This is a genomic window from Pseudomonas sp. R2-60-08W, from assembly GCF_003852335.1.
In the GTDB taxonomy this organism is placed as follows: domain Bacteria; phylum Pseudomonadota; class Gammaproteobacteria; order Pseudomonadales; family Pseudomonadaceae; genus Aquipseudomonas.
Map to the genome: position 1 here is coordinate 2,510,182 of NZ_CP027731.1, position 23,616 is coordinate 2,533,797.

General features: G+C 61.3%; 23 protein-coding genes. 15 read left to right on the top strand and 8 right to left on the bottom strand.

Annotated elements, in window-relative coordinates; all coding sequences use genetic code 11:
* Positions 1-21: 21 nt before the first annotated feature.
* Positions 22-1,413 carry an alginate export family protein gene (locus C4J90_RS11520; RefSeq protein ID WP_124419805.1) on the bottom strand — a complete coding sequence of 464 codons (1,392 nt, stop codon included), beginning with the start codon at positions 1,411-1,413 and terminating at the stop codon, positions 22-24.
* Positions 1,410-2,306: a VOC family protein gene (locus tag C4J90_RS11525; RefSeq protein WP_124419806.1), complete on the bottom strand. Its 897-nt coding sequence runs from the start codon at positions 2,304-2,306 to the stop codon at positions 1,410-1,412. The genes C4J90_RS11520 and C4J90_RS11525 overlap by 4 nt, the downstream gene beginning before the upstream one ends.
* A 147-nt stretch (positions 2,307-2,453) precedes the next feature.
* Here C4J90_RS11525 and C4J90_RS11530 point away from each other — a divergent pair, with 147 nt between their 5' ends.
* Together C4J90_RS11530 and C4J90_RS11535 are read left to right on the top strand one after the other, a co-directional pair.
* Positions 2,454-3,521 (top strand): NAD(P)-dependent alcohol dehydrogenase, encoded by a 1,068-nt coding sequence (locus C4J90_RS11530; RefSeq protein ID WP_124419807.1) that lies wholly within the window; start codon positions 2,454-2,456, stop codon positions 3,519-3,521.
* A 188-nt stretch (positions 3,522-3,709) separates the two neighbouring features.
* Positions 3,710-5,011 (top strand): IS4 family transposase, encoded by a 1,302-nt coding sequence (locus tag C4J90_RS11535; protein ID WP_124419103.1) that lies wholly within the window; start codon positions 3,710-3,712, stop codon positions 5,009-5,011.
* A 676-nt stretch (positions 5,012-5,687) separates the two neighbouring features.
* Here the strand turns inward: C4J90_RS11535 and C4J90_RS11545 are convergent.
* The gene (locus C4J90_RS11545) at positions 5,688-6,260 is read right to left on the bottom strand and encodes a PAS and helix-turn-helix domain-containing protein (RefSeq protein ID WP_124362504.1); all 573 of its coding nucleotides are present in this window, start codon (positions 6,258-6,260) and stop codon (positions 5,688-5,690) included.
* A 129-nt stretch (positions 6,261-6,389) separates the two neighbouring features.
* Here C4J90_RS11545 and C4J90_RS11550 point away from each other — a divergent pair, with 129 nt between their 5' ends.
* From C4J90_RS11550 to C4J90_RS11575, 6 genes are all read left to right on the top strand, one after another.
* Positions 6,390-7,568: an acetyl-CoA acetyltransferase gene (locus C4J90_RS11550; RefSeq protein WP_124419808.1), complete on the top strand. Its 1,179-nt coding sequence runs from the start codon at positions 6,390-6,392 to the stop codon at positions 7,566-7,568.
* Between the two features lie 3 nt (positions 7,569-7,571).
* On the top strand, positions 7,572-9,101 hold the full coding sequence (locus C4J90_RS11555) for a class I adenylate-forming enzyme family protein (protein ID WP_124414477.1): 1,530 nt from the start codon (positions 7,572-7,574) through the stop codon (positions 9,099-9,101).
* A 33-nt stretch (positions 9,102-9,134) separates the two neighbouring features.
* Positions 9,135-10,454 carry an MFS transporter gene (locus tag C4J90_RS11560; protein ID WP_124419809.1) on the top strand — a complete coding sequence of 440 codons (1,320 nt, stop codon included), beginning with the start codon at positions 9,135-9,137 and terminating at the stop codon, positions 10,452-10,454.
* Between the two features lie 64 nt (positions 10,455-10,518).
* The gene (locus C4J90_RS11565; RefSeq protein WP_124419810.1) at positions 10,519-11,073 is read left to right on the top strand and encodes a histidine phosphatase family protein; all 555 of its coding nucleotides are present in this window, start codon (positions 10,519-10,521) and stop codon (positions 11,071-11,073) included.
* Between the two features lie 45 nt (positions 11,074-11,118).
* A complete protein-coding gene (gene cobF / locus C4J90_RS11570) occupies positions 11,119-11,874 on the top strand; it encodes a precorrin-6A synthase (deacetylating) (RefSeq protein ID WP_124419811.1) in 756 nt (251 codons plus the stop codon).
* A gap of 12 nt (positions 11,875-11,886) precedes the next feature.
* A complete protein-coding gene (locus tag C4J90_RS11575) occupies positions 11,887-12,606 on the top strand; it encodes an alpha/beta hydrolase (RefSeq protein WP_124419812.1) in 720 nt (239 codons plus the stop codon).
* A 130-nt stretch (positions 12,607-12,736) separates the two neighbouring features.
* On the opposite strand, the gene C4J90_RS11580 is transcribed toward C4J90_RS11575, so the two are convergent.
* Both C4J90_RS11580 and C4J90_RS11585 read right to left on the bottom strand, forming a co-directional pair.
* On the bottom strand, positions 12,737-13,291 hold the full coding sequence (locus C4J90_RS11580) for a hypothetical protein (protein ID WP_124419813.1): 555 nt from the start codon (positions 13,289-13,291) through the stop codon (positions 12,737-12,739).
* A gap of 72 nt (positions 13,292-13,363) precedes the next feature.
* Entirely contained in the window at positions 13,364-15,172 is a 1,809-nt protein-coding gene (locus tag C4J90_RS11585) for a monovalent cation:proton antiporter-2 (CPA2) family protein (RefSeq protein WP_124362512.1), read from the bottom strand.
* Between the two features lie 331 nt (positions 15,173-15,503).
* Between C4J90_RS11585 and C4J90_RS11590 the strand changes: the two genes are divergently transcribed.
* The 4 genes from C4J90_RS11590 to C4J90_RS11605 all read left to right on the top strand — a co-directional run bounded on the left by C4J90_RS11590 (position 15,504) and on the right by C4J90_RS11605 (position 19,176).
* Complete coding sequence (locus tag C4J90_RS11590; protein WP_124419814.1) at positions 15,504-15,869, top strand: type II toxin-antitoxin system RelE/ParE family toxin; 366 nt, start codon at positions 15,504-15,506, stop codon at positions 15,867-15,869.
* Complete coding sequence (locus C4J90_RS11595) at positions 15,862-16,167, top strand: XRE family transcriptional regulator (RefSeq protein ID WP_124419815.1); 306 nt, start codon at positions 15,862-15,864, stop codon at positions 16,165-16,167. Before C4J90_RS11590 ends, C4J90_RS11595 begins: the two co-directional genes overlap by 8 nt.
* A 94-nt stretch (positions 16,168-16,261) precedes the next feature.
* Complete coding sequence (locus C4J90_RS11600) at positions 16,262-17,818, top strand: DUF726 domain-containing protein (RefSeq protein ID WP_124419816.1); 1,557 nt, start codon at positions 16,262-16,264, stop codon at positions 17,816-17,818.
* 38 nt (positions 17,819-17,856) lie between these two features.
* The gene (locus C4J90_RS11605) at positions 17,857-19,176 is read left to right on the top strand and encodes an Nramp family divalent metal transporter (RefSeq protein ID WP_124414483.1); all 1,320 of its coding nucleotides are present in this window, start codon (positions 17,857-17,859) and stop codon (positions 19,174-19,176) included.
* A gap of 1 nt (position 19,177) precedes the next feature.
* On the opposite strand, the gene C4J90_RS11610 is transcribed toward C4J90_RS11605, so the two are convergent.
* A complete protein-coding gene (locus C4J90_RS11610; protein WP_124419817.1) occupies positions 19,178-20,110 on the bottom strand; it encodes a LysR family transcriptional regulator in 933 nt (310 codons plus the stop codon).
* Positions 20,111-20,225: 115 nt separating this feature from the next.
* Here C4J90_RS11610 and C4J90_RS11615 point away from each other — a divergent pair, with 115 nt between their 5' ends.
* The 3 genes from C4J90_RS11615 to C4J90_RS11625 all read left to right on the top strand — a co-directional run bounded on the left by C4J90_RS11615 (position 20,226) and on the right by C4J90_RS11625 (position 21,440).
* Positions 20,226-20,714, top strand: a complete 489-nt coding sequence (locus C4J90_RS11615) for a DMT family transporter (RefSeq protein WP_124419818.1) — start codon at positions 20,226-20,228, stop codon at positions 20,712-20,714.
* A 4-nt stretch (positions 20,715-20,718) separates the two neighbouring features.
* Positions 20,719-21,174: a DMT family transporter gene (locus C4J90_RS11620; protein WP_124362519.1), complete on the top strand. Its 456-nt coding sequence runs from the start codon at positions 20,719-20,721 to the stop codon at positions 21,172-21,174.
* A gap of 89 nt (positions 21,175-21,263) precedes the next feature.
* Positions 21,264-21,440 carry a metallothionein gene (locus C4J90_RS11625; protein WP_124362520.1) on the top strand — a complete coding sequence of 59 codons (177 nt, stop codon included), beginning with the start codon at positions 21,264-21,266 and terminating at the stop codon, positions 21,438-21,440.
* A gap of 110 nt (positions 21,441-21,550) precedes the next feature.
* Here C4J90_RS11625 and C4J90_RS11630 read toward each other — a convergent pair whose 3' ends face one another.
* Both C4J90_RS11630 and C4J90_RS11635 read right to left on the bottom strand, forming a co-directional pair.
* A complete protein-coding gene (locus tag C4J90_RS11630) occupies positions 21,551-22,579 on the bottom strand; it encodes a purine nucleoside permease (RefSeq protein WP_124419819.1) in 1,029 nt (342 codons plus the stop codon).
* 14 nt (positions 22,580-22,593) lie between these two features.
* Positions 22,594-23,544 (bottom strand): nucleoside-specific channel-forming protein Tsx, encoded by a 951-nt coding sequence (locus C4J90_RS11635; protein WP_124419820.1) that lies wholly within the window; start codon positions 23,542-23,544, stop codon positions 22,594-22,596.
* Between the last annotated feature and the right edge of the window lie 72 nt (positions 23,545-23,616).

Sequence of the window (23,616 nt, forward strand, 5' to 3'; positions counted from 1 at the left end):
GTATCGGTGTGCTTGCCTCAATTACCAACTGAACTTGAGCTCCATGCCCAGGTAATTGCTGTCGTGCCCGCCGGCATCACGCAGGGTCTGGCCGACCGCGTAATGCACGGCTTCGACCGCGCCGGTCAGGTTCGGCGTGAAGGCGTAGTCGGTTCTCAGCTGACCGTAGGCACCGGTCCAGCGTTCACCCTGGCCCGCAGTGCCGGCGACCGGCACGCTGGGCTGGGTGTAGACCGCATCCGCCGTGGTTTGCCGCCACAGCAAGCCGATGGCGGTTTGCACGCTGAGCTTGGCGATGGGCTTGACGGTGATCGATGGCTTGACGTGAATCAGGTTGCTGTAGCCGGTATAGCCCGCCAGGGAAAAGTAGTAGCCGTTGGGAAACAGCGGGTTGAAGGTGCCGACGGTGCCGTCACCGGTTTTGCGATCGCCCGAGGCGATGTCCAGTTGCAGGCCGAGGCGCGGCTTCCACGCCAGGCTGTCGAAGGTGTAGCCGGTGCGGCTGCCGCCGGCCCAGGCGCGAATGTCTTTGTTGCCCACCGAGCCGCCTTGCAGCATGGCTTCGATGTCCCAGTCGAAGCCCTGGACCGCGCCACCCAGGCGCGCATCCAACAGCTGGCGCGTTTCGTCGCCATCGGCGTCAAGGTAGTGCGCCGCGCTGCGCTCATACACGCCATAGTAGGCCGACAGCTCATTCGTGCCGCCCACCAGGCGCTCGACCCGCAGCATATGAAAACGCGCGTCACTGTTGGACTTATCGTCGAAATGCCGGCCATCCTGGTACTGCACCGGTTGGCTGGCGATCCCGATAAAGCGCCAGTTTGGCGTTTCCCAGTCGGCCCACAATGCATCGAACGACTGCCGCACATTCGGGCCGTCCCGTGACGAAATGAAGCGCTGCAAGTCGAAGGCAAAGTCCTGGCGACCGATACGGCTCTTGAGCGTGCCGCTGCTGAAGGTGTTCACGTATTCGGCGAAGGCCAGGCGCAAATCCACGCGGTTCTGATCGGCGCCGCCCAGGGTGGTTTTGTCATAGGCGCGCACGTCTTCGAGCTGGGTGAACACGCGCCAGTGTTCATTCAAATGCAGGTCGGCATGAACCTGGAAGCGTTGGATCAGGTAGCGATCACGGGCCACGTTCTTCACGCCGAAACCGCTGGCGTCATTCATCTCGAAACGCTCGCGCAAGGTCGCGCCCAGGGACAGGTAGGTGTACGGGTTGGCGCCCGACAGCGGGATGTACTTGAGGGTGTCCAGCGGCTGCGTGCGCAGCGCCGGGTCCTTGAGCACCGACCAGTCTTCCTGCCAGCGATTGGCCTTGATCGCCGGTCTGCTCGGTTGATCCTCGGCGTGGACGCTGCCAACGAGCAGCGGCCACAGCACGGCCAGGCTCCAGCCTGTATGACGGATCATTTTTTCGCGGTGAGCTGGTGAATTTCCGCCACATAACCGCCGGGGAATTCGACCACTGCACTGCGCCGGCCTTTGCTGTCGAACGCGGGCACCAGCACCTTGGCGCCAGAACCGCTGGCCTTGCCCAGGGTGGCGGCCAGGTCGCTGACCTGATAGCCGGTGGTGTCGTGGCCGAACGGGTAGGGCAGATGGCCATTGGTGACCAGCACCGCCATGCGCCCGAAGGCTGACTCGATCTCGACGCGACGGTACTCGCCGCCCGTTTGGCCGACATCAGCGGCGGGGGCGTGCTTGTCGTCGTTCACTATTTTGCCGTGGGAGAAGCCGAGGAACGCTTTGATAAAGCGCTCGGCGCTGTCATTGGATACATACACGCGGTTCTCCGGAATGGTCTCGAACGCCGCGTAATCCGGGGTCTTGGTGTGCCAGTAGAGCTGCATGTTGACGCCGCCCGGCCACTGCACCACGGCATCACGGCCGATGGGGTCGGGAAAATCGCTAACGATCACATCGGCGCCATTGTCCCGCGCCGCCTTGAGGGCTATGTCCATGTCCTTGACCAGATAGCCGTTGCGTTCCTGACCGAACGGGTGCGGCACGGGCGTGGTGAAGCCGAACAACGAGACCGTGCCCGCCGGGGTCTGCAGCAATTGCGAAGTAGTGCTGCTCGGCACCGGCAGCACATTCACCACCACTTGGGGCGTGCTTTTGCCGCCGAAGGTAGCCAGGAAACTCTGGGCGAAACGGTCGACATCGGCCGGCGCGACATACACGTGGCTGGTGTCGTATTGCGGCGCCACGGCGACGCTTGGGGTGGCCGCCAAAGCGCTGTTTATCATGGCGCTTGCCAACAGCGTCAATGCTACGGATACCTTGATTGCTTTGTTACGCATGCCCATTCTCCAGCGCTTCTACGGGTTCGAAAGCCGTGAGGTTAGGGGGCAGGCGCCATTGGGAATTGTATGGACGTGCTCGGTTGAACGTTTCAGCGGCTAGGCGTGTCCACCGAACTCTTCCGTCAGATCACACAGGTGAACGAAATGGCCAAGACTTACAGCTATGCCGCTCGGGACTCCAAGGATTCGCTCAAGCCCTTTACCTTTGAGCGCCGCGCCCCCGGCGCGGATGACGTACAGATCGAGATTCTTTATTGCGGGGTATGCCATTCCGACCTGCACACCGCCCGCAACGAGTGGAACAACACCCTGTACCCGTCGGTGCCCGGTCATGAAATCGTCGGCCGTGTGACGGCGGTCGGCGCCAATGTGAAGACATTCAAGGTGGGTGACCTGGCGGGTGTCGGTTGTATGGTCGACAGCTGCCAGCAGTGCGCATCCTGTGCCGAGGGCGAGGAGCAGTATTGCGAGAACGGCTTTACCGGCACCTATAACGGCCCGCTGTTCGGTGGCGAGAATACCTACGGCGGCTATTCGGACAACATCGTGGTCAAGCAGCAGTTCGTGCTGCGCATCTCCCACGATGATTCGAACCTGGCGGCGGTAGCGCCGTTGCTGTGTGCCGGGATTACCACCTATTCGCCGCTGCACCACTGGAAGGTCGGGCCGGGCAAGAAGGTTGGGGTGGTCGGGCTTGGCGGGCTTGGGCATATGGCGGTGAAGATTGCCCACGCCATGGGGGCACATGTGACGTTGTTCACCACTTCACCGAACAAGCGTGAGGATGGGTTGCGTTTGGGTGCTGATCAGGTGGTGGTGTCGAAGAATGCCGATGAGATGGCCAAGGTAGTCAACAGCCTGGATTTTATCCTCAATACGGTGGCTGCGCCCCATGACCTTGATGCTTTTATCAGCTTGCTCAAGCGTGATGGCACGATGACGCTGGTGGGTGCGCCGGACAGTCCGCATCCGTCGCCTGCGGTATTCAACCTGATTTTCAAGCGGCGCAGTTTGGCGGGGTCGTTGATTGGTGGGATTCAGGAAACCCAGGAGATGTTGGATTTTTGTGCCAAGCACGGGATTGTTTCTGATATTGAGATGATTGATATCCAGGGGATCAACGAGGCGTATGAGCGAATGCTCAAGGGGGATGTGAAGTATCGGTTTGTGATTGATATGGAGAGTTTGAAGAGGGAAAGTCAGGTGGCCTGATGACTGCGCTGGGGTGGGGTTGACCGGGTACATATCCGTTATTTATGTCATGGCGGCTGGCGGTTCCGCTCTTACAGCCAGCCCTTTCAAGGTCTTTGATAAAATCCCGCAAAACTCCGATCAGGGTGACGAAAGCGATGTGGGCAGAGGTTCTAGCGCGGTTTGAGAAAAAAGCACCGGCCAGTGTCATGACCAGAGTGATATTGGAGCAGGCTGTTCCTGCTGAATGGGTCGACCAGATATTCGAAGAGCACCGTCAGCGGCAGTACCCACGAGAGCTTTTGTTTTCAACCATCGTTGAACTGATGTCCCTTGTTTCATTGGGTTTGCGACCTTCGCTGCATGCCGCCGCGCGACAGATGGAAGATCTTCCTGTCAGCTTGGCGGCGCTGTATGACAAGGTCAGTCGTACAGAGCCTGCGCTACTGCGCGCCTTGGTCACCGGTAGCGCAGAGCGTTTGGCACCGACGATAAAAGAACTGGGGCACACAGCCATTTTGCCTGGTTGGCAACTACGGGTCGTTGACGGTAACCACCTGCCTTCGAGCGAAAAGCGTCTGGGCGCTTTGCGCCGTGAACGAGGCGCCGCCCGGCCTGGTTTTTCCGTTGTGGTTTACGACCCCGATCTGGACCAGGTCGTTGATCTGCAGCCTTGTGAAGATGCCTATGCCAGCGAACGCGTCAGCGTGCTGCCGTTGCTGGAAAAGGCCAACGCGGGGCAACTGTGGATGGCTGATCGACTCTACTGCACGCTTCCAGTCATGGAGGCCTGCGAAGATACCGGGGCCTCGTTCATCATTCGCGAACAGAGCAAACATCCACGTCTGCTTAAGGAAAGCGACTGGCAGCTGCCTGTTGCGGTCGCGGCAGGCAGCGTGCGTGAGCAAATCATCGAAGTAAAAGGTGGACGCCAGTGGCGGCGAGTCGAACTGAGCCTGCAAAACCCCACCGAATCCGGCGACACCACGCTGCTGTTCTGGAGCAACTTGCCCGACTCTATCAGTGCTGAGCAAATCGCCGATTTGTACCGCCGTCGTTGGAGCATCGAAGGGATGTTCCAGCGCCTGGAAGCGGTGTTGGACAGTGAAATCGAAACCTTGGGCAACCCTAAAGCAGCCCTGTTGGGATTTGCATCAGCCGTGTTGGCTTACAACGTTCTGGCCGTGCTCAAACGCAGCGTCGAGCAGGCTCATCGCCAGACTTTGCCCGACGATTGGGATGCATCGATTTTCCACCTGACGGTGCAGGTACGCAGCGGTTACGAGGGAATGCAAATAGCCTTGCCAGAATATTTATCCATCCCTATCCCCGCAGCGGGGCTGGCTCAATACCTGCTTGCACTTGCTCGAAATATCCAGCCCAAAGCGGTCGTCAAGAGCAAAAGGGGGCCGAAGGTGCCTAAACCCAAGGAATGGCTGGAAGGCAAAGCCGCGAATGCCCATGTGTCGACGGATCGGGTGCTCAAGGCCGCTAAAATCAAAAGACCTTGAAAGGGCTGGCTCTTACAGCGGGTCACTTTTGGAGGGACCCAAAAGTAACCAAAAGGTCCTCGCCCCACCACTCGGCACCTCGCCTAGGCTCGGTGTGCCCGAACGCAGGCTTGAATCCGTGGGCCGCCGCCATGCGCCATCCATGGCGCAGGGCGGCTAACCCGGCGTCCTGCCGGGTTACCCACGGATTCAAACCTGCGTTCGGCCAGCGTGGTTGACGGGGCGACTGAGATCAAGATCCAAAGCAAAAGCAGGAGCAAGAGCCAGATCAAAAGATTGCTGACTTCGTCAGCGTCTGAGGAAGTAGAAGCTACACCGCGTACGCTTCGATGGTCAGGTCGGCTTTAAGGCCGCCTCGTTTTGCTAGTGATTTTGATCTTAAGCGCCCCGTTAAACCACGCTGGCCGGAATTCGATAGTGATTTGGGGGGTAAACCGGCAGGGATGCCGGTTTAGCAGCCCCGCGCCATGGATGGCGCGTGGCGGCGGCCCCCCAAATCACTGTCGGATTACGGGCACACCGAGCCTAGGCGAGGTGCCGAGTGGTGGGGCAAGAGCCCTTTGGTTACTTTGGGGCTCTTTTCCAAAGTGACCCGCTGTAAGAGCGGAACCGCCAGCCGCCATGACCTAAATAACGGATATGTACACAGTCAATTCCAAAAAAATCCCGGCCAACCTCAAGCCACCATGATGATCTTCGACACCAACTCCACCACCGTCTTGGCCTGCAACTTCCTCATCAACCGCGCCCGATGCACTTCCACCGTCCGATGCGAAATCCCCAATCGCAGCGCAATTTCCTTGGACTTGAGCCCATTGACGATGTGCATGGCAATCTCCCGCTCCCGCGGCGTAAGGTCGCCCGTGCCTTGATGGGTGCGGTCCAGCCGTTCGAAGTGCCAGATCATCAACTTGAACGGATCCCTGGGCGTGAGCGTGTAGCCATGGGACCTGGCCCAGAACACTTCGCCATTGCGATGCTGCATGAAGCGCTCGTCGGAATAAAAACCGCTGTCGCTGTCGAGCAACCACTCATGGCTGCGCTTGCCAATGGCGTGGTAGTCGGCCTGGGACGGGTAGATCAGCAGGGTCAATTGATTGACCAACGTCGCGTGGGTGTAGCCGAACAGGTTCAGGAACGCGTCGTTGCAGTCGATGATCACGCGGTTGCTGGTGACCAGCTGCGGCGCGGGGGACAGCTTGAACGCCAGGCGTTCAAGGTTCTGGAATGGCGGGGTAATCACAGTCATGGGCATCCTGCCTCGTTATTCAACTGATTGGCGGACTACTTATCCATGTAAGTAGTTACACGAATTGGCCCGCGACCAGAGGTGGGTCATTGTAGGGAAAGTCCGGTTCAAGAACAGAAGAAATTGATTATGCCTGCTGATTGCGTGTCTATCGTTGCCGCTGGTCATTCGCGTTTTGGTCGCTTGGAAGGTACCACGCTGGAAGATCTGATTGTTCAGGTCACGCGTGAGGCCTTGAGCGATGCTGCCCTCGATGCGGCGCAAATCGACGCGCTGTTCCTCGGCCATTTCAATTCCGGGCTGGTGCCGGATGGGTTTGCCGCGTCGTTGCTGCTGCAGGCCGACCCCGGGCTGCGCTTCAAGCCGGCCACCCGCTGCGAGAACGCCTGTGCATCCGGTTCGGCGGCGATCCAGGCCGGCGTCAATGCGATTCTCTCCGGCAGCGCCGAATTGGTGCTGGTGGTGGGGGCCGAGAAAATGACCCACACCACCACGGCCGCCGTCACCCAGGCGCTGGCCGGCGCTGGTTACCAGAACGATGCGGCCGAAGCCGGCCTGAGTTTCCCGCAGTTGTTCGGCCGCGCCGCTCGCCAATACGCCGAGCGCTACCATTGCCCGCTGGGCTCGATGGCGGCGATTGCCACCAAGAACCACTCCAATGCCATGGCCAACCCGTTGGCGCAGATGCACCGCGAGATGAATTTCGAGCACTGCAATAACGTGTCCCAGAGCAACCCGTTCGTGGCCGAGTCGCTGCGCCTCACCGATTGCTCGCTGATCAGTGATGGCGCTGCGGCGATTGTGCTGGCGTCGCCCAAGCGTGCGCGGGCGTTTCGCCGCGATGTGCAGATTCGCGCGATGACTCAGGTCAACGACACATTGCCCATCGCCCAGCGCGACATCCTGGCGTTTGAAGGCCCGCAGCGGGCGATTCATTCGGCGCTGCGCGGGGCGAATGTGACCCTGGCCGACCTGAGCTTCGCCGAGGTGCATGATTGCTTCACCATCGCCGAACTGCTGATCTACGAAGCCATGGGCCTGGCGCCCAAGGGCGAGGGGCACCGGGTGCTCGACAGCGGCGTGGTGCGCGCGGGCGGGCGTTTGCCGGTGAACCTTTCCGGTGGGCTCAAGGCCAAGGGCCATCCCGTCGGCGCGACCGGTGTCTCGATGCATGCCCTGGCATTCCGGCAATTGACCGGCGAGCCGATTGGCCTGGCGGTGCCCAACGCGGAGTTCGGCCTGGTATTCAACATGGGCGGTATGGCGGTGGCCAACTACGCTTCGGTCCTGCACGCGCGTCGGTACTGAACCATGAACATTGCCAATTGGTTGCACGACACCCAGCGTCGCGACCCGCAACGCCCGGCACTGTTCGACGGCGCCCGGCAAGTGGCCGACTACGCCACCTTCGCCGCCCATGTGCGCCAGCGCGCCGCGCACCTGGTCGACCAGCACGGCTTGCAGCCAGGGGACGCGGTGGCGGTGCTGATGAAAAACAGCTGCGACTATCTGGAGTTGCTCTACGCCATCTGGTGGATGGGCGCGGTGGCGGTACCGATCAATGCCAAGCTGCACCCGACCGAGGCGGCATGGATCGCGGATAATGCCGAAGCACGCTTGATCTTTACCGATGGCGGCCGGGTGTTTTCATCGCGGGATTTGCCTGCGCGCTGCACGGAACTCGACGGTCACGTGCTGCCGCCGAACCAGGGCTGGCCAACCCTGGAGCAACCGGTACCACGCCAGGACAACGACCTCGCCTGGCTGTTCTACACCTCCGGTACCACCGGGCGTTCCAAGGGGGTGATGCTGTCCCATGGCAACCTGATCGCCATGTCATTGTGCTACGCCACCGACGTCGATCCGGTCAGCGCCGACGATGCCGCGCTTTACGCCGCGCCGATGTCCCATGGCGCCGGGCTCTACAACTTTATTCACGTACGCTGCGGCGCCCGGCATGTGGTGCCGGCGTCCAACGGTTTTGACGCCGCCGAGTTGTTCGGGCTGGCGACAGAGCTGGGCAGCGTTTCACTGTTTGCCGCACCGACCATGGTCAAGCGCATGGTCGAGCAGGCACGGCAACAGGGCTATCACGGCGAAGGCATCAAGACCATCGTCTACGGCGGCGGCCCGATGTACCTGGCCGACTTGCGCGACGCCGTCGACACGTTTGGCCCCCGCCTGGTGCAGATCTACGGCCAGGGCGAGAGCCCGATGACCATCAGCGTGCTGCCCCGTGGGCTGATCGCCGATCGCCAGCGCGGCGACTGGGCGACGCTGGCCGCGTCCGTAGGCTACGCGCAAGCCTGCGTGGAAATCCGCATTCTCGATGCCCGCCACCGACCGTTACCAACCGGCGAGCGCGGTGAAATCGCGGTGCGCGGCGCCACGGTGATGCAAGGCTATTGGCGCAATCCGCAGGCCACCAGCGACACCCTGGTCGAGGGTTGGCTGCTCACCGGTGATATTGGCTTTCTTGACCCCGCCGGCTACCTGACCCTCACGGATCGCTCCAAGGACGTGATCATCAGCGGCGGTAGCAATGTGTACCCGCGCGAAGTCGAGGAGGTGCTGGCCCAGCATCCCGAGGTCTTCGAAGTGTGCGTGGTGGGCGAGCCGGACCCGCAATGGGGCGAGTCGGTGGTGGCGTTTGTGGTGACGCGCAGCGGCGAGCCCCTCGACGAAGGCGAGCTCACGGCATGGTTTGTGGCGCGCATGGCCTCGTTCAAAAAACCGAAAAAATATGTGTGGCGCAGCGATTTGCCCAAGAACAGCTACGGCAAGGTCCTCAAGACCGACTTGCGGCAGTGGTTGAAAGCAGCGACTATCGCCGCGCTTTAGCACGGATCGACCAACAGACAAGGAGTCCCCCCGATGGGCAATCACGCGCAAGACACCGTCCGCAAACGCCGCCGCGCGTTTCTCGGTGCCACCTCCGGCCACTTGATCGAGTGGTATGACTACGGCGTCTACGGCTTTCTTGCCGTGTATATCGGCCAGGCGTTCTTCGTTTCCGACGACCCCATTACCAGCCTGCTGGCCAGTTTTGCCGCGTTCGCCCTGAGCTTCTTCATCCGCCCGTTGGGCGGGCTGTTCTTCGGCCCGCTGGCGGACAAAATCGGCCGGCGTAAAACCCTGATCATGGCGCTGGTGATGATGACCGGCTCCACGGTAATGCTGGGCCTGCTTCCGACCTACGCCACCCTCGGCATCGTCGCCCCGATCCTGCTGATCCTGGTGCGCTGCGTGCAAGGTTTCTCGGCGGGCGGTGAGATCGGCACCGTGACCAGCTTCATTTCCGAATACGCCGGCCCTGGCCGACGCGGCTTTGCCACCTGCTGGCTGATGGTCACCGCGGTGCTCGGCCTGCTACTGGGCGGCGCTGTGGCCAACGGCATGACCTGGGTGCTGGGCGCCGACGTCATGCAGGAATGGGCCTGGCGCGTGCCGTTCCTGATCGCCGCGCCCCTGGGCTTCATCTCCATGTATATCCGCCTCAAGCTTGAAGACAGCCCTGAGTTCCTGGCCTTGCAACGCGCCGGGCAAACTTCCCGTGCGCCCCTGCGCGAGGTCTGGCAGTGGAAGCGCGCCATCGCCCTGGTGTTTTTCATCATCACCTTGCACAGCTCGATCTTTTACCTGGTCCTGACCTTCGCCTCGACCTACATGGCCAAGATCCTCAAGTTCGACAGCGGCACCACCTTGCTCTATGTGTTCGTCGCCAGTTTCTCGGCGGCCTTCGTCATGCCGTTCGGTGGCGCATTTACCGATAAATACGGGCGCAAGCCGTTCCTGATGGTGGTCGGCACGCTGGCGACCCTGGCGATGTTCTGGCTGTTCAAGATGGCCCCGACCGCAACGCCGGCGACGTTCTTTGCGCCGTTGATGGCGGTGGCTATCCTGTTCGGCCTCTATGCTTCGTCCACCTATGCACTGATGAGCGAACTGCTGCCCACACGCATCCGTTCTACCGGCATCGCCGTGGCGTACAACGTGCCGGTGGCGGTATTTGGCGGCAGCGCGCCGCTGATCTCCACCTGGCTGATCAAGGTGACCGGCGACATTACCTCGCCCTGGTACTTCTATGTGGCGACCGGGGTGGTGTCGTTGATCGCCTTGGTGCTGTTGCGCAAGGACGACTTCGTGGCCAGCGCCAGCCCGGCGGCGGTGCCTGCGGGAGCGGCATTGGCCTGAGGGCGTTGCATCGGCGCTCTGACTGCGCCAGGCTTGGCAGCCTCATCCCTTCGGAATGAATCGCGTGCAGGCTACCCGTTTGACCCTGATCTGCCATGCGGCCACGCCGTCGCAAAAACAGGCGCGCTTTGCCGATGACGAATCGCTGGTCATGGACTGGCAGGGCGCGGCGTTGTCGTTGGCAGGCCGTTACCCCAAGACGGCGCGCCTGCTCTGCGGGCCGGAGGCGCGAACCCGGCAGACGGCGGGTTTGTTCGGCGAACAGCCGCGCATCGAACCGGCCCTGCGCGACGTCGACCTTGGGCACTGGAAAGGCCTGGCTCTGCGCGCGCTCGACAGCGCTGAACTCAACGCCTGGCTCACCGACAGCACCCGTGCGCCCCATGGCGGCGAGTCGGTGGCGCAACTGTGCACGCGGGTCGGGCAGTGGATGAAGGCCCTGGAAAGCCAGCCCGGTCATGTGCTGGCGGTGACCCACCCCTTTGTGATCCGTGCCGCGCTGTTGTACGTCATGCAGTATCCGGCCTTGATGTTCTACCGGATCGACGTAGAGCCACTGTCGCGCACCGAGCTGCGCTTCAACGCGGTCTGGCGCCTGCGCCTGGAAACTTATGCCTGAGCCCACGATCATGGCAAAATCCACGCCCCGCAATGAGAGCAACCCATGAAACGCATCCTGATCATCGGCATTGGCGCCGGCAACCCTGACTACATCACGATGCAGGCCGTGAAGGCGCTGAACCGCACCGACGTGTTTTTCCTGATGGACAAGGGCCAGAGCAAGGACAAGCTGATCGACCTGCGCCGTGAAATCTGCGAAACCTATATCACCAGGCCCGGCTACCGCTTCGTCGAGGCCGACTGCCCCGAGCGCGTGCGCGGTGATATCGACTACACCACTGCCGTGCGCGACCTCAACCGCGACAAGCAGCAGACCTTCGAGCGCATGATCAACGAGGACATGGCCGACGGCGAAGTGGGGGCGTTCCTGGCCTGGGGTGACCCGGCGTTGTACGACAGTACTATCCGCATTTTGCAGGCGATCCTTGCCGAGGGGCGCTGTGCATTCGAGTTCGAGGTGATCCCCGGTATTACCAGCGTGCAGGCCCTGGCGGCCCAGCATAAGGTGGCGTTGAACCGTATCGGCAAGTCCATTGAAATCACCACCGGGCGCCGCCTGGCGGCGGGGCAGGCGAGTGATGCCGACACCCTGGTGGTGATGCTCGATGCCGAAGATTCCTACCGCAGCGTGGCGGATCAGGACCTGGATATCTATTGGGGCGCCTACCTGGGCACGCCGGATGAAATCCTGATCAGCGGCAAAGTTAGCGAGGTCGCGGACGACATCCAACGGGTGCGCAAGGCCGCGCGACTCGCCAATGGCTGGATCATGGACACCTATTTGTTGCGCAAACCCTGAGGGATAGACCCCATGCTCAAACTGCTCGCTCTCGCGCTGACCTTGCTGGCCGGTGTCGCCCACGCGGATTCCGACCTGCATACCGACCTGCCGTTGTCGTACCTGGAGCAAACCCAGGGCGATGCACGCAACCAACCGCTGGTGATTTTCCTGCATGGCTTTGGTAGCAACGAGCAAGACCTGTTCGGTATCAAGGATGCGCTGCCTTCCACCTGGACCTACCTGTCGGTGCGCGCGCCGATGCCGGTGGAGCCGCATGGCTATCGCTGGTTTACCAAGACCCCCGGTGACGGTGATTACGATGGGGTGACGGCTGATCTGCAAAGCAGCGCCAGGCTGCTCGAAGACTTTGTGGCCAAGGCCACCGCCAAGTACCACACCCAGAGTGATCGTGTGTTTCTGGTCGGGTTCAGCCAGGGCGCGATCATGTCCTATGAGGTGGGTTTGCGCAGGCCCGAGCTGGTGCGAGGGATTGCGGCCCTGAGCGGCAGCGTGTTACCGGTGCTCAAGGCCGAGCTCAAGCCGAATGAAGCGTTGGACAAGCTGGCGATCTTTATCGGCCATGGCACCTTGGACCAGGCGCTGCCCTATGCCTCTGGGACGCGGGCCAACGAGGTGCTGGAAGGGATTGGCTTGAAGCCGCAGTTTCATGGGTATCCGGGGATGAACCATACAATCAGCGAGGCGGAAATCCAGGACCTGAAGGCTTGGCTGGAGAAGAGCCTGCGGTAAACACCGTAAAAAATGTGGGAGGGGGCTTGCTCCCGATGGCGGTATTTCAGTCACAGATGTATCGACTGATTCACCGCTATCGGGAGCAAGCCCCCTCCCACATTGGTTTTATGTTGCTTGGGAGGTTGGCTTACTTGCCACCAGTAATCTGCTTCACCAGCTCCGCATGCCCCTTCACATCATCCGCTCGCGAAATCGCTTGGATCACCAGCAGGTGATTGCCGGAGCCAGCCAGGAACGTGGAGTTCAGGGTCTTGCCGCCGCCTTGGGTAGCCGTGCTGTCGACCTGGCGCAGGCCAAGGCCCTTGAAGGTCAGTTTTTTCTCGCCGAGTTTCTTGAAGTCGGGCAGGGCGGCGCTCTGGTTCTTGACGAAATCGCTCACGGCGCCATCGAGAAATTTGGCGTCGTTGTCCTGGATTGACACCCCATCGTTACGCACGGTTTCGGCGACGATCACCACACTTTTCGTGGTTGCGTTGGCGTACAGGGTGCCTTGGGTATCGGCGGTGCCGTCTTCAGCCTTGCCGGAGGGCAGGGCGTCGGCGGTGTAGGCCTTGGGCAGGCTGAAGGTGAACTTGCCGCCCAGGGTGGAGAGCGTTTGCGTGGCCGGTTTGGCGGCGGCGAACACGCTGCTGGCGGTAAGCGCGAGGGCCAGCAGCACTGCAGTCTTGGTGAAGGTGGCCATGAAGCGCTCCAGAGATGAACGAAATTGCGGCGTATTCTGTCAGAAAATTCGCAATATCGTTCATCTGCAGCCTCACACCTTGTCGGACTCTTCCTGAAGCCGATCCATCTCAAACAAGCGCGCCAGTTCTGCACGGGCTTCCTGGGCGGTCTGCATGACTTTGGCCGCATCGTCGTACACCGCATGCTGGGCGGCGAGGACTTGCTGGTCGTGGGCCCTGAAGCGGTCGATGCGCGCGTCGGCCTGGGCCTGGCTCAGACCAAGGCCGACCAGGGTACGGCGGCTCATCTCCAGGCTTGAGTAAAAGGTTTCACGCACCGGTGAGGCGTCCAGGTCCACCAAGCGGTGAACGTGCTGGCGGTTACGCGCGCGGGCGATGATCTTCATGTGTGGGTAGAGGTTGCGCACCAGTTCGGCGGTCTTGATGTTGATCTGCGGATCATCCATGGCGATCACAAAGAACTCCGCCTGGTCGACCTTGGCCGCGTGGAGGATTTCCGGGCGTTGCGGGTCACCGTAGAACACCGGCATACCGCCAAAACTGCGGGTCAGTTCGATGGTTTCCACCGAGGTGTCGAGGGCGATGAACGAGATGTTCTGTGCGCGCAGGATTCGCGCAACGATCTGGCCCATTCGCCCCATGCCGGCAATCACCACACGCGGCGCGTCGCCTTCGATAGCGCGGTACTCCTCGGGCACGTCCACCGGCTTGGCCTTGGACTTGAACAGCTTCGGGCACACCAACAGCAGCAGCGGGGTCACGGCCATGGACAGGGTGATGGTCAACACCAGCACATCGTAAAGGTGCGGTTCGAACAGGCCCTGGTCGCGGCCGATCTTGAACACCACGAAGGCGAACTCACCTCCCGCCGCCAACACCACGCCCAGGCGCAGGGCGCTTTCACGATTGAGTTCGCCCACCATGCGCCCCACGGCGTAAAGCAGTGGCAGTTTCAAACCGATCAACAGCAAGGTCAGCCCGATCACCACCAGCGGTGTGCTGAGCAGCAGGCTGAGGTTGGCGCCCATGCCCACGCTGATAAAAAACAGCCCCAGCAGCAGGCCCTTGAACGGTTCGATCTGGGATTCCAGTTCGTGGCGGTATTCCGAGTCCGCCAGCAGCAGCCCGGCGAGGAACGCGCCGAGGGCCATGGACACGCCCACCAGCTCCATCAGCCAGGCGGTGCCGATCACCACCAGCAGCGCGGTGGCGGTGGAGACTTCACGCAGGCCGGTCTTGGCGACGATACGAAACACCGGTCGCAGCAGGTAGCGCCCGCCGATGATCACCACGGCAATGCTGCCGAGGATTTGCAAGACGTGTTGCACGCCCTGGGCTTCGCTGGTCGGATGATCGCTGCCGGCCAGCAGCGGCACCATGGCAATCAACGGGATCGCCGCGATGTCCTGGAACAACAGGATCGCGAAGGCCAGGCGCCCATGGGGTTGGTTGAGCTCCTTGCGCTCGGCCAGGCTTTGCAGGCCAAACGCGGTGGAGGACAGCGCCAGGCCCAGGCCCAGCACAATCGCGCTGTTCCAGGACTGGCCAAACAGCCACAGCGCCACCACGCCCATCACCAGCCCGGTCAGCAGCACCTGGGCCAGGCCGACACCGAATACCGCCTTGCGCATCACCCATAACCGTTTGGGCGAAAGCTCCAGGCCGATGATAAACAGCAACAGCACCACGCCCAGTTCAGAGAACTGCGCCACGCTTTGCGGGTTGCCGATCAGGCCCAGCACCGAGGGGCCGATGATCACCCCGGCGAACAGATAGCCCAGCACCGCGCCCAGTTGCAGACGCTTGGCCAACGGCACGGCCAGCACGGCGGCGAACAGGAACACCACGGCTGCTTGTAACAGGTTGCCTTCATGGGGCATTGCGAACTCCATTGTTTGCTTGAATCAGATGCTGACGCCTTCAAGGGTGAGGTCGGTGTGGTGAGGGAGCAGATGCACTCTCCACCGGGCCTCGCTACCAAGGGAAAGGGCGCTATTAGAGCGCGTTTTCACATTTTGAAACTTGTATTTTTGATGCGGAGGTCAATGAATGTGGCTGTTATCTGGCGGATTTCGACGGCTACGGATGTTTGCTTTTCGTGGAAGCTGAAGAATCTACAAACACTTTCTCCCGATGCTCGGCTGGCAGACTCGTCATCTCTGTACCTAAATTCATGCTCTTGAGTTTATATTCCTTGGGTGGCATATTTGCATGGTATGGGACATTGAATACACGGATGAATTCGGCGAGTGGTGGGGCAACTTGGGTGAGAATGAGCAAGCTTCGGTTGCTGCCAGCGTGGATCTGCTGGGCCTGCTCGGCCCGGGGCTTGGTTTTCCCCACAGCAGCGATATCAGAGGCTCTCGCCACGGTAATCTGCGCGAACTGCGTATACAGCATGCAGGTCGTCCCTATCGGGTGCTGTATGCCTTTGATCCCCGGCGCTGCGCAGTCCTGCTGATAGGTGGCGATAAAACCGCACAGCATCGTTGGTACGACGTGCACGTACCGGTGGCGGAAAAGCTGTATGACATCCATTTGAAAACATTGCGCAAAGAGGGCCTTACCCATGGCTAAAAAATTCGCTGATCTCAAGGCGCGCATGACCCCCGAGTCGCGTGCCGATGCCGAGCAGCTTTTTCAACAGCATCTGAAAGAGATGCCCCTGCATGAGCTGCGCAAGGCGCAGCAACTGAGCCAGGAAAGCCTGGCCAAGGCGTTGAATATCAATCAGGCGGCGGTCTCGAAAATGGAGCGTCGCACCGATATGTACATCAGCACATTGCGCGACTACATACGTGCGATGGGGGGAGAGCTGGAAATTATCGCGACGTTTCCCGATGGCCAGGTAAAAATCGACAACTTCGCTCGCTGAACCAGTCCGGCGTCGCGATGCCTGTGGTTTTCATCTCGGCTTGATTGGCTCTTTGTTACCATGGCCGCCCCTTGTCACCAGGAGTCACCGGCCCATGCAACAGCAGTGGGATGAAATGCACCGCACCCGCAAGCCTACGTTCGTCCTGTGTGGCGAGCCTCAGGGGGACGTGCTCAATCTCTACGTGCACGGTTATTCGGCGTTTTTCAGCCAGCAGCAGTTGGCCGGCTTCAAGGAACAACTGGCCGGCATTGAAGGCTCGACCAACCTGATGTTGTTCTGGCCGGCGGGGCACTTCCTGGAAAACCTGTTTGCCCCGTTCAAGGAGGTGATCGCCTCGATGCTCGGCGGCGGTGGCCTGGGCGCGGCGACGGTGGGTGTGGGCAAGGCGATCGCCTACTTTCTCGACCATTACAAAAGTGTCGAGGCGCGGGTCGATGAAGTGGCCAGGACCTTGTTGCCCGAGCTGGCGAGCTACCTGCACGCCGAATCGCTCCAGGTGCGGCAGATCAACCTGATCGGCCATTCCCTTGGCGCCCGGATCCTGGTCAAGAGTGTGCTGGCCAGCCCTGAAACCGCCCATGAACTGCCATTGAATAACGTGCTGCTGATGGGCGGGGCCATCTGTACGTCGAGCCCTTGGGAGGCGGTGTCGGCACCGCTCAAGGGGCGGCTGATCAATTGCTACTCGAGCAAGGACTGGGCACTGGCGATGAAGCCGGATACCGAGCGTTGCATCGGCCGCTATGCGATTGCGGTGACACCGGCGCTCAAGGCCAAGGTCACCAACGTGCATCTGGCCAGCTTCGACCATGCCGCCTACTGGCCGCAGTTGCGCAAGGTGGTGCAGTACACCGACCTGCTGCAGGAACGCCGTGGCCTGATCCGCGCCGACCTGCGCAGCAGTGAAGCGCGTTTTGCCGAAGAAGATCTCGATCTGTTTCCGATGCTGCTGCAGGCGCGCCCGGATGAGCTGAAGTTTCTTGCCGAGCTGATGGCGCAAAAGCGCAGTGCCTCGATTGATGCCAGCGTACGCGAACCGCGCAAGCTCGCCATCGAATTGCAGCGCATGGGCGGCGACAGTTTCATGAACCTGGCCCGTGGTCACGGCGTGGCTTATCGCCAGATCGCCGAAGCGGTGGCGCAACGCTTGGGCATCAAGTTCGACGATGCAATGGCCAGCGTGGCCCTGGCGGATATCGAAGCGCAGGTCGCGGAAAAACTCCTCAAGCAGTATCAGGACAACCTCAGCGGTGCCGACCGACAGGCGTTCGACGCCGAACTCAAGGCCGCGATGCAAAAAGAGCAAGGTGTGTTCAAGCGTCTCGACATGGGCCGTACGGCCACCACCGCCTTGAGCGGCACGGCATTGGCGGGGCTCACCGGGTTTATGCTGCGGCGCGGTGCCGCCACGGCGATTCCGGTGGTGGGCCAGGCGTTGGCGGCAGCGATGTTGCTGGTCAGCGGCGTACGGGCGTTTTCCGGCCCAGCGTATTCGATCACTACGTTGGCGGTGTTGGTGATCGGCGTGATTCGCCAGCGTCTGGAACGTGAGGCGCTGAATCAGGAGCTGGACCTGGTGGTGCAGGTGGTTGAGGCATTTGACCTGCCCCGGGAGACGGTGATGCGCACCGTCGCGTCGGACTGCTAAGCTGGCGCCCTGACTTGTGTGTTTGCCTGGGATCCCGCGTGAAATTCAGCCTGCCGAAAATTGCTACCGCCCCTTTCTGCCCGCCGGAAGTGGCCGGCTCCGTTGTCGTTGATCCCAAGGCGTCGTTCTTCAAACGTGCGCTGATGTTCGCCGGCCCCGGCCTGTTGATTTCCATCGGCTACATGGACCCCGGCAACTGGGCGACCGCCATCGAAGCCGGGTCGCGCTACGGCTATAGCCTGTTATTCGTGGTGCTGCTGGCCAGCCTGGCGGGGATGGCGGTGCAGTGCCTGTGCTCGCGGCTGGGTATCGCCACCGGTAAAGACCTGGCGCAACTGTGCCGCGAGCGCTACAGCAAGCGCTCCGCGCGCACCCAATGGGTGTTGGCGGAAATCTCCATCATTGCCACCGACCTCGCCGAAGTGCTCGGCTGCGCCCTGGCATTTCACCTGCTGCTGGGTGTATCGCTGACCACCGGGATCGTCATCACCGCCTTCGACACGCTGTTGATCCTGGCCCTGCAGAACCGCGGTTTCCGCCGGCTGGAAGCGATCATGCTGGCGTTGGTCGCGACCATCGGTGTGTGTTTCTTCATTGAACTGGTGCTGATCAAACCCTACTGGCCGGACGTGCTCAGTGGCTTCACGCCCTCGCTGTCGGCCATCAGCGACGCCGCGCCGCTGTACTTGGCCATCGGCATCCTCGGTGCGACCGTGATGCCGCATAACCTCTACTTGCACACCTCGATTGTGCAGACGCGCCTGATCGGCAAGGACCTGGCCAGCAAACAGGACGCGGTCAAGCTTGCACGCATCGACACCATTGGCTCCCTGGCCTTGGCCCTGTTGGTCAATGCGGCGATCCTGGTGCTGGCCGCCGCAGCGTTCTACAAGACCGGCCATACCGACGTGGTGGAGATCCAGGACGCCTATCATCTGCTCGACCCGCTGGTGGGCGGTGCGTTCGCCAGCATCCTGTTCGGCATCGCCTTGCTGGCCTCGGGCCAGAGTTCGACCTTCACCGGTACGATTGCCGGGCAGGTGATCATGGAGGGTTACCTGAACCTGCGCATCCCCTGCTGGCAGCGCCGCCTGATCACCCGTGGGCTGGCGCTGATCCCGGCATTCCTCGGCGTGTGGCTGATGGGCGACGACGCCATCGGCAAGCTGCTGATTCTCAGCCAGGTGGTGCTGAGCCTGCAGTTGCCCTTCGCGTTATACCCGCTGATCCGCATGACCGGCGACAAACAACTGATGGGCCCGTTCGTCAACCGGCTGCCGACGCGGATGCTGGCGTGGTTTTTGTTTGCGGTGATCAGTGGGGCGAATGCGTGGTTGATTGGGCAGTGGGTGTTCTGACTCATCGATCCCAATACGGCACCGTCCCAAAACATTCCACAAAATAATCGATCACCGTGCGCACCTTCAGCGACAGCCTGCGGCTGCCCGGCCATAACGCCGCGATCTGCTGGGGCTCCAGGGTGGTCGCCACTTCGTAATCGGTCAGCACCGCTTGCAAGGTGCCGGCGCGCAGGCCTTCACCGATCAGCCAGGAAGGAAACACCACCAGCCCCAGGCCCTGCTCGGCGGCGTGGGTCAGGGTGTCAGCGTGGTTGCCGGTGATCGGGCCCTTGACGCTGTAGGCGCTCCAGTCGCCGTGGTCGCGGCGGAAAAACCAGCGCTCCTGGCCTTTTATGCCCTTGTAGGCCAGGCACTGGTGGTTGACCAGTTCGTCGGGATGGCGCGGCGTGCCGTGCTGCGCCAAGTAGGCGGGGCTGGCGGCGAGGCGAAAGCGTTGCGGCGCGAAGATCCGCGCCTGCATGCTGGAATCATTGAGCACGCCAATACGAAACAACAGGTCAGTGCCGTCCTGCAGCGGGTCGACGAAGGTATCGGTCTGCTGGATGTCCAGTTGCAGCTTCGGATAGCGCCGGCACAGCTCTCCCAGCCACGGCGCAAGGTGACGCTGGCCGAATACCATGGGCGCATTGATGCGCACCAGCCCGCTAGGTTCACTGTCTTGTTCCTGCAGGGCCTGGCTCGCTGTTTCCAGCTGCTCCAGCATCAGCCGCGCGTGTCGCCCGAGCAGGCGTCCGGCTTCGGTCGGGCTCACGGCACGGGTATGGCGGTACAGCAACTGCTGACCGAGGGCTTGTTCCATCAGTTGGATCTGCCGGGAAATGGACGAGGGCGCAAGGCCTTCGCGGCGTGCCACTTCAGAAAAACTGCCATGGTCCAGCACGGCGACGAACAGGCGCAGCGCCTTGAAACTCAGTTCATTCAAACCCTGCATCATGACTCCAGGCTGTGCGTTTTGCGCAAAGGTGTTGTCTGCATGCTGCCATTTATCGCACAGCCAAGCCACTGGATAATGCACGCCTGTTTTCTTCTTCAAGCGCAGGTGATGTATGCAGGCACATTCTATCGAGGCTACGGCGCAGTCCCGGCCAAAGCGAAACGTTCTCCGGCTGCTGTTGTTGCCGTTGGTCATCCTCGCGGGCATGGGGCTGTCGGTCGAGGCCGGTTTGCTGGGGCCATTGGGTGTGCAGGTCGGGCATTTATGGGCGACCTTGAGCATCTTTGGCGTCGGCTCGGCGATCCTGTTCTTGCTGTTGCTGTTCAGCGGCCCACAAAAGGGCCCGGCCTTCACCCAACTGCCGCGCTGGCAGTTGATCGGTGGTTTTCTGGGACCGATGTACGTAGTGGTGCTGACCCTGGCCACGCCCCATATCGGTGTGGCAATGACGATGATTGCGATCCTGTCCGGGCAGGTGGGCAAGAGTGTACTGATCGACCATTTCGGTTGGTTCGGCACGGCGCGCAAGCGGGTCAATGTAGAGCGCTGGATAGCCCTGGCGTTGATTGTGGCGGCACTTGTTCTGATTGCACGAGGGTAAGGCGATGAATCTGTTTGTGTTGTTGGTCGTGGTGGTCGCCGCAGGTGCGGTATTGAGCGTGCAGGCGGCCATCAACGGTCGCCTGGGGCAGACCGTTGGGGTATTGCGCAGCAGCCTGCTGACCTTTGCGGTCGGTGCGCTAACCACCGCGCTGTTGATATTTTTCTTCGAGCCCGCCCAGGCGGTCAGTTTGTTGGACGTGCCGAAGTGGCAACTGACCGGCGCTTTATTCGGCGTGGTGTACATGATGGTAATGGTCGGCGCGGTGCCGGTGGTCGGTACGGCGGTTGCCACGGTGGCAGTGATCGTGGGGCAATTGGGCATGGGCATGCTGATCGACAATTTCGGCTGGCTGGGCAACCCGGCGATCGAACTGTCCGGCAGCCGGATCGTCGCGATGCTGTGCCTGGCCCTGGCGCTGGTGTTCATGTATCGCAGCAATACGCGCCAGGCCGACTGACGGCGCTGAACCTTGGCGCCGCGCCTCGGGTCACTGTTTCAGGTGTGGCGTTCGCTGCACCGCGACGACCATGAAGAAGGAGTCTGACCATGCCGGATCAAACCTGTGCTTGCCCACACTGCAAATGCGTACTGGGCATCGACGCGGTCATGAAGGACGGGAAGGGCTATTGCTGCCAAGGCTGCGCCGAGCATCATGCGCACGGTGAACCCTGCGCTGCGGCGACGGGCTGCGAATGCGCCAAAGCGGCTGCCAACGCGAACTGAACCGTCCAATGTGGGAGGGGGCTTGCCCCCGATAGCGGTATGTCAGTCACTGCATCTGTGGCTGAAACACCGCTATCGGGAGCAAGCCCCCTCCCACATTTTGCTCTGCATCAGGCTTCTGGAACGCCTTTTTCCCAGGTCGACCAGTTGTTCAGGATCGCCTGTACCAGCGGATTGCCCGTGCGGTACAGATTCTCCAATGCCGGTACGAAACCGCCTTGATCGGCGTACTTGAGCAGATTGTCCACTTCGCTGTAGCCCGGATACGGGCGGTCGAAGTCGGAGCCGGCACGCACCACGGCCAGGCGCTGGATATCCACCAAGCCTTCACGGCTGGCGCGCAGCAGCGCTTCGTAAGTGGAGTTGTCTTCCTGCTGGGTGGTGCAGTATTCGCCCTTGTTGTCCGTGAGCAGTTTGGTCCACACCTCGGCGCGCTCGCTCAGGCGCGTACCGGAGAACCAGGTGTTGCCGGCCAGGGTGTCGCAGCGGGTGACTTGCGGCGGCTGGTTGGCCGGCGCGGCAGGGTAGTGCCTGCGCCAGGCGGCGGATTCCTTGCTTTCCGTCAGCTCCACCTTGTGCGACAAGGCGAATGCCTTGGCTTGCAGTTTGGGGTTGAGCTCGAACACTTCAGTCTTATAGTCCAGCGGCGGTTTTTCATTGGGCCCCTTGGTGTTGATGCCGATATAACCGGTCGGCCACTCCTTGGGTGCATCCCGTGAATCCAACTCCCACTGGGTACCGAATTCCACCAGGTAATGCGCCCATGCGGCGGTACCAATGGTGCCGTGCTTGGGGCTGATACCGCCAATCCCGGCGATCAGGAAATAACTCTGGCGCAGGTCGAACTTGGGCGACAAGGCCAGGGCCAGGGTCGAGGCGGCGGCGTTGGTCTGGCCCATGCCAGTGACCAGCAGGCACACGTCCTGGGTGTTGCAGCGAATCACCGGGTATTCGGCGGACAGGCCCGGCACGCGCACTTGCTGCTTGAGTTCCAGGCGGTCTATCCAGGTTTGCGCCTCGGGGGCGAACATGGTGATCAGCATGACCTTGGGTTTGATCGGCGCGGCGTTGTCTGCCAGCACCAGGTGGGGCAGCAGGGCAAGGCCCATGGCCAGCGAGAGGCGGGTAAAGGTATTCATCTGCAGCTCCTTGATCAGAATTGGTATCCCACGCCGGCGTAGTAACCCCAGCCGTCTGAGCGGGCGCGGAAGTTGCCTTCACCGAAATTCAACTCGCTGCCATCCTCCCAGTTGCCGCCGTTATGAAAGTAACGGCCGACCAGGGTGAAACGCAGGTGCGTGAACGAGTACAGCAACACGTTGGTGGCCACCAGGGAATTGGCGGTGCGCGCCGGGTTGTCCTTGTGCAGGTCCGAGCCGAAATCATAGTTGGTGAAGCCGATGTAGGTCAGCGAGGCGCCATTGTCGAATTTGCCGATGGGCACGATGTATTTCATCTGCGCGCGGTAGCCGTCCCAGGAATATTCATTGCTGGCGCCGTAGTTTTCCCACTGGTAACGCCCGTAGAAGTTCGCCGACAGGTTGACCCGCGAGTGGGTGTCGATATCGGTGCCAAGGCCGCTGTACAGGGTGTTGGCGCGGTTCTCCTTGTTGCTGCCGTGGTCGTAGATCCAGTCGAACGCCACATACCATTCCTTGAACGGTCCGATCGCCAGGCTGCGGCCAGCGAGGTAGTCGATGGAGATTCGCGGCTCATGCTCCATGAACACTGGCGAGCCATGGTCCCAGGCGCCTTTGTCATTGCTATTGCCGATGCCGAGGATCTTCGGCATATCGATGTAGCCGTACAGCTCGAACGGCCCCTTGCGGCCGAAATACTCGTACTCCAGGTAAACGTCATCCTGCGGTTTTGGGCCGAAGCTGATGTCCTTGCTGCCGATCAGCGTCAGGTCCTGGTTGAACCATTCCGACAGGTAGGCGCCTTTTTTCGCCGGCGGGTTGGCCTCGGGACTGAGGGTTTCGCCCTGTGCTGAGTCATCGGCGGGTTTGTCCTGCGCCAAAATGGGTGCACTGAGTACTCCCGTAACGGCGGCCAGTAGCAAGGAAACACCAAAGCAAGCGCGAGGCGTTGAGGTGGGGTGCATTGAAAATCCCTATTCGTACGCGGTTTGAACCCGATTGCACGGGTGGAGTGAACCTGGTGGCCAAGTTCGTTC

Excerpts from the sequence above, each read along its gene's own strand:
- C4J90_RS11520 (WP_124419805.1), bottom strand. The coding sequence starts at position 1,413 with ATGATCCGTCATACAGGCTGGAGCCTGGCCGTGCTGTGGCCGCTGCTC.
- C4J90_RS11525 (WP_124419806.1), bottom strand. The coding sequence starts at position 2,306 with ATGCGTAACAAAGCAATCAAGGTATCCGTAGCATTGACGCTGTTGGCA.
- C4J90_RS11530 (WP_124419807.1), top strand. The coding sequence starts at position 2,454 with ATGGCCAAGACTTACAGCTATGCCGCTCGGGACTCCAAGGATTCGCTC.
- C4J90_RS11535 (WP_124419103.1), top strand. The coding sequence starts at position 3,710 with ATGACCAGAGTGATATTGGAGCAGGCTGTTCCTGCTGAATGGGTCGAC.
- C4J90_RS11545 (WP_124362504.1), bottom strand. The coding sequence starts at position 6,260 with ATGACTGTGATTACCCCGCCATTCCAGAACCTTGAACGCCTGGCGTTC.
- C4J90_RS11550 (WP_124419808.1), top strand. The coding sequence starts at position 6,390 with ATGCCTGCTGATTGCGTGTCTATCGTTGCCGCTGGTCATTCGCGTTTT.
- C4J90_RS11555 (WP_124414477.1), top strand. The coding sequence starts at position 7,572 with ATGAACATTGCCAATTGGTTGCACGACACCCAGCGTCGCGACCCGCAA.
- C4J90_RS11560 (WP_124419809.1), top strand. The coding sequence starts at position 9,135 with ATGGGCAATCACGCGCAAGACACCGTCCGCAAACGCCGCCGCGCGTTT.
- cobF (WP_124419811.1), top strand. The coding sequence starts at position 11,119 with ATGAAACGCATCCTGATCATCGGCATTGGCGCCGGCAACCCTGACTAC.
- C4J90_RS11575 (WP_124419812.1), top strand. The coding sequence starts at position 11,887 with ATGCTCAAACTGCTCGCTCTCGCGCTGACCTTGCTGGCCGGTGTCGCC.
- C4J90_RS11580 (WP_124419813.1), bottom strand. The coding sequence starts at position 13,291 with ATGGCCACCTTCACCAAGACTGCAGTGCTGCTGGCCCTCGCGCTTACC.
- C4J90_RS11585 (WP_124362512.1), bottom strand. The coding sequence starts at position 15,172 with ATGCCCCATGAAGGCAACCTGTTACAAGCAGCCGTGGTGTTCCTGTTC.
- C4J90_RS11590 (WP_124419814.1), top strand. The coding sequence starts at position 15,504 with ATGGTATGGGACATTGAATACACGGATGAATTCGGCGAGTGGTGGGGC.
- C4J90_RS11595 (WP_124419815.1), top strand. The coding sequence starts at position 15,862 with ATGGCTAAAAAATTCGCTGATCTCAAGGCGCGCATGACCCCCGAGTCG.
- C4J90_RS11600 (WP_124419816.1), top strand. The coding sequence starts at position 16,262 with ATGCAACAGCAGTGGGATGAAATGCACCGCACCCGCAAGCCTACGTTC.
- C4J90_RS11610 (WP_124419817.1), bottom strand. The coding sequence starts at position 20,110 with ATGCAGGGTTTGAATGAACTGAGTTTCAAGGCGCTGCGCCTGTTCGTC.
- C4J90_RS11615 (WP_124419818.1), top strand. The coding sequence starts at position 20,226 with ATGCAGGCACATTCTATCGAGGCTACGGCGCAGTCCCGGCCAAAGCGA.
- C4J90_RS11620 (WP_124362519.1), top strand. The coding sequence starts at position 20,719 with ATGAATCTGTTTGTGTTGTTGGTCGTGGTGGTCGCCGCAGGTGCGGTA.
- C4J90_RS11625 (WP_124362520.1), top strand. The coding sequence starts at position 21,264 with ATGCCGGATCAAACCTGTGCTTGCCCACACTGCAAATGCGTACTGGGC.
- C4J90_RS11630 (WP_124419819.1), bottom strand. The coding sequence starts at position 22,579 with ATGAATACCTTTACCCGCCTCTCGCTGGCCATGGGCCTTGCCCTGCTG.
- C4J90_RS11635 (WP_124419820.1), bottom strand. The coding sequence starts at position 23,544 with ATGCACCCCACCTCAACGCCTCGCGCTTGCTTTGGTGTTTCCTTGCTA.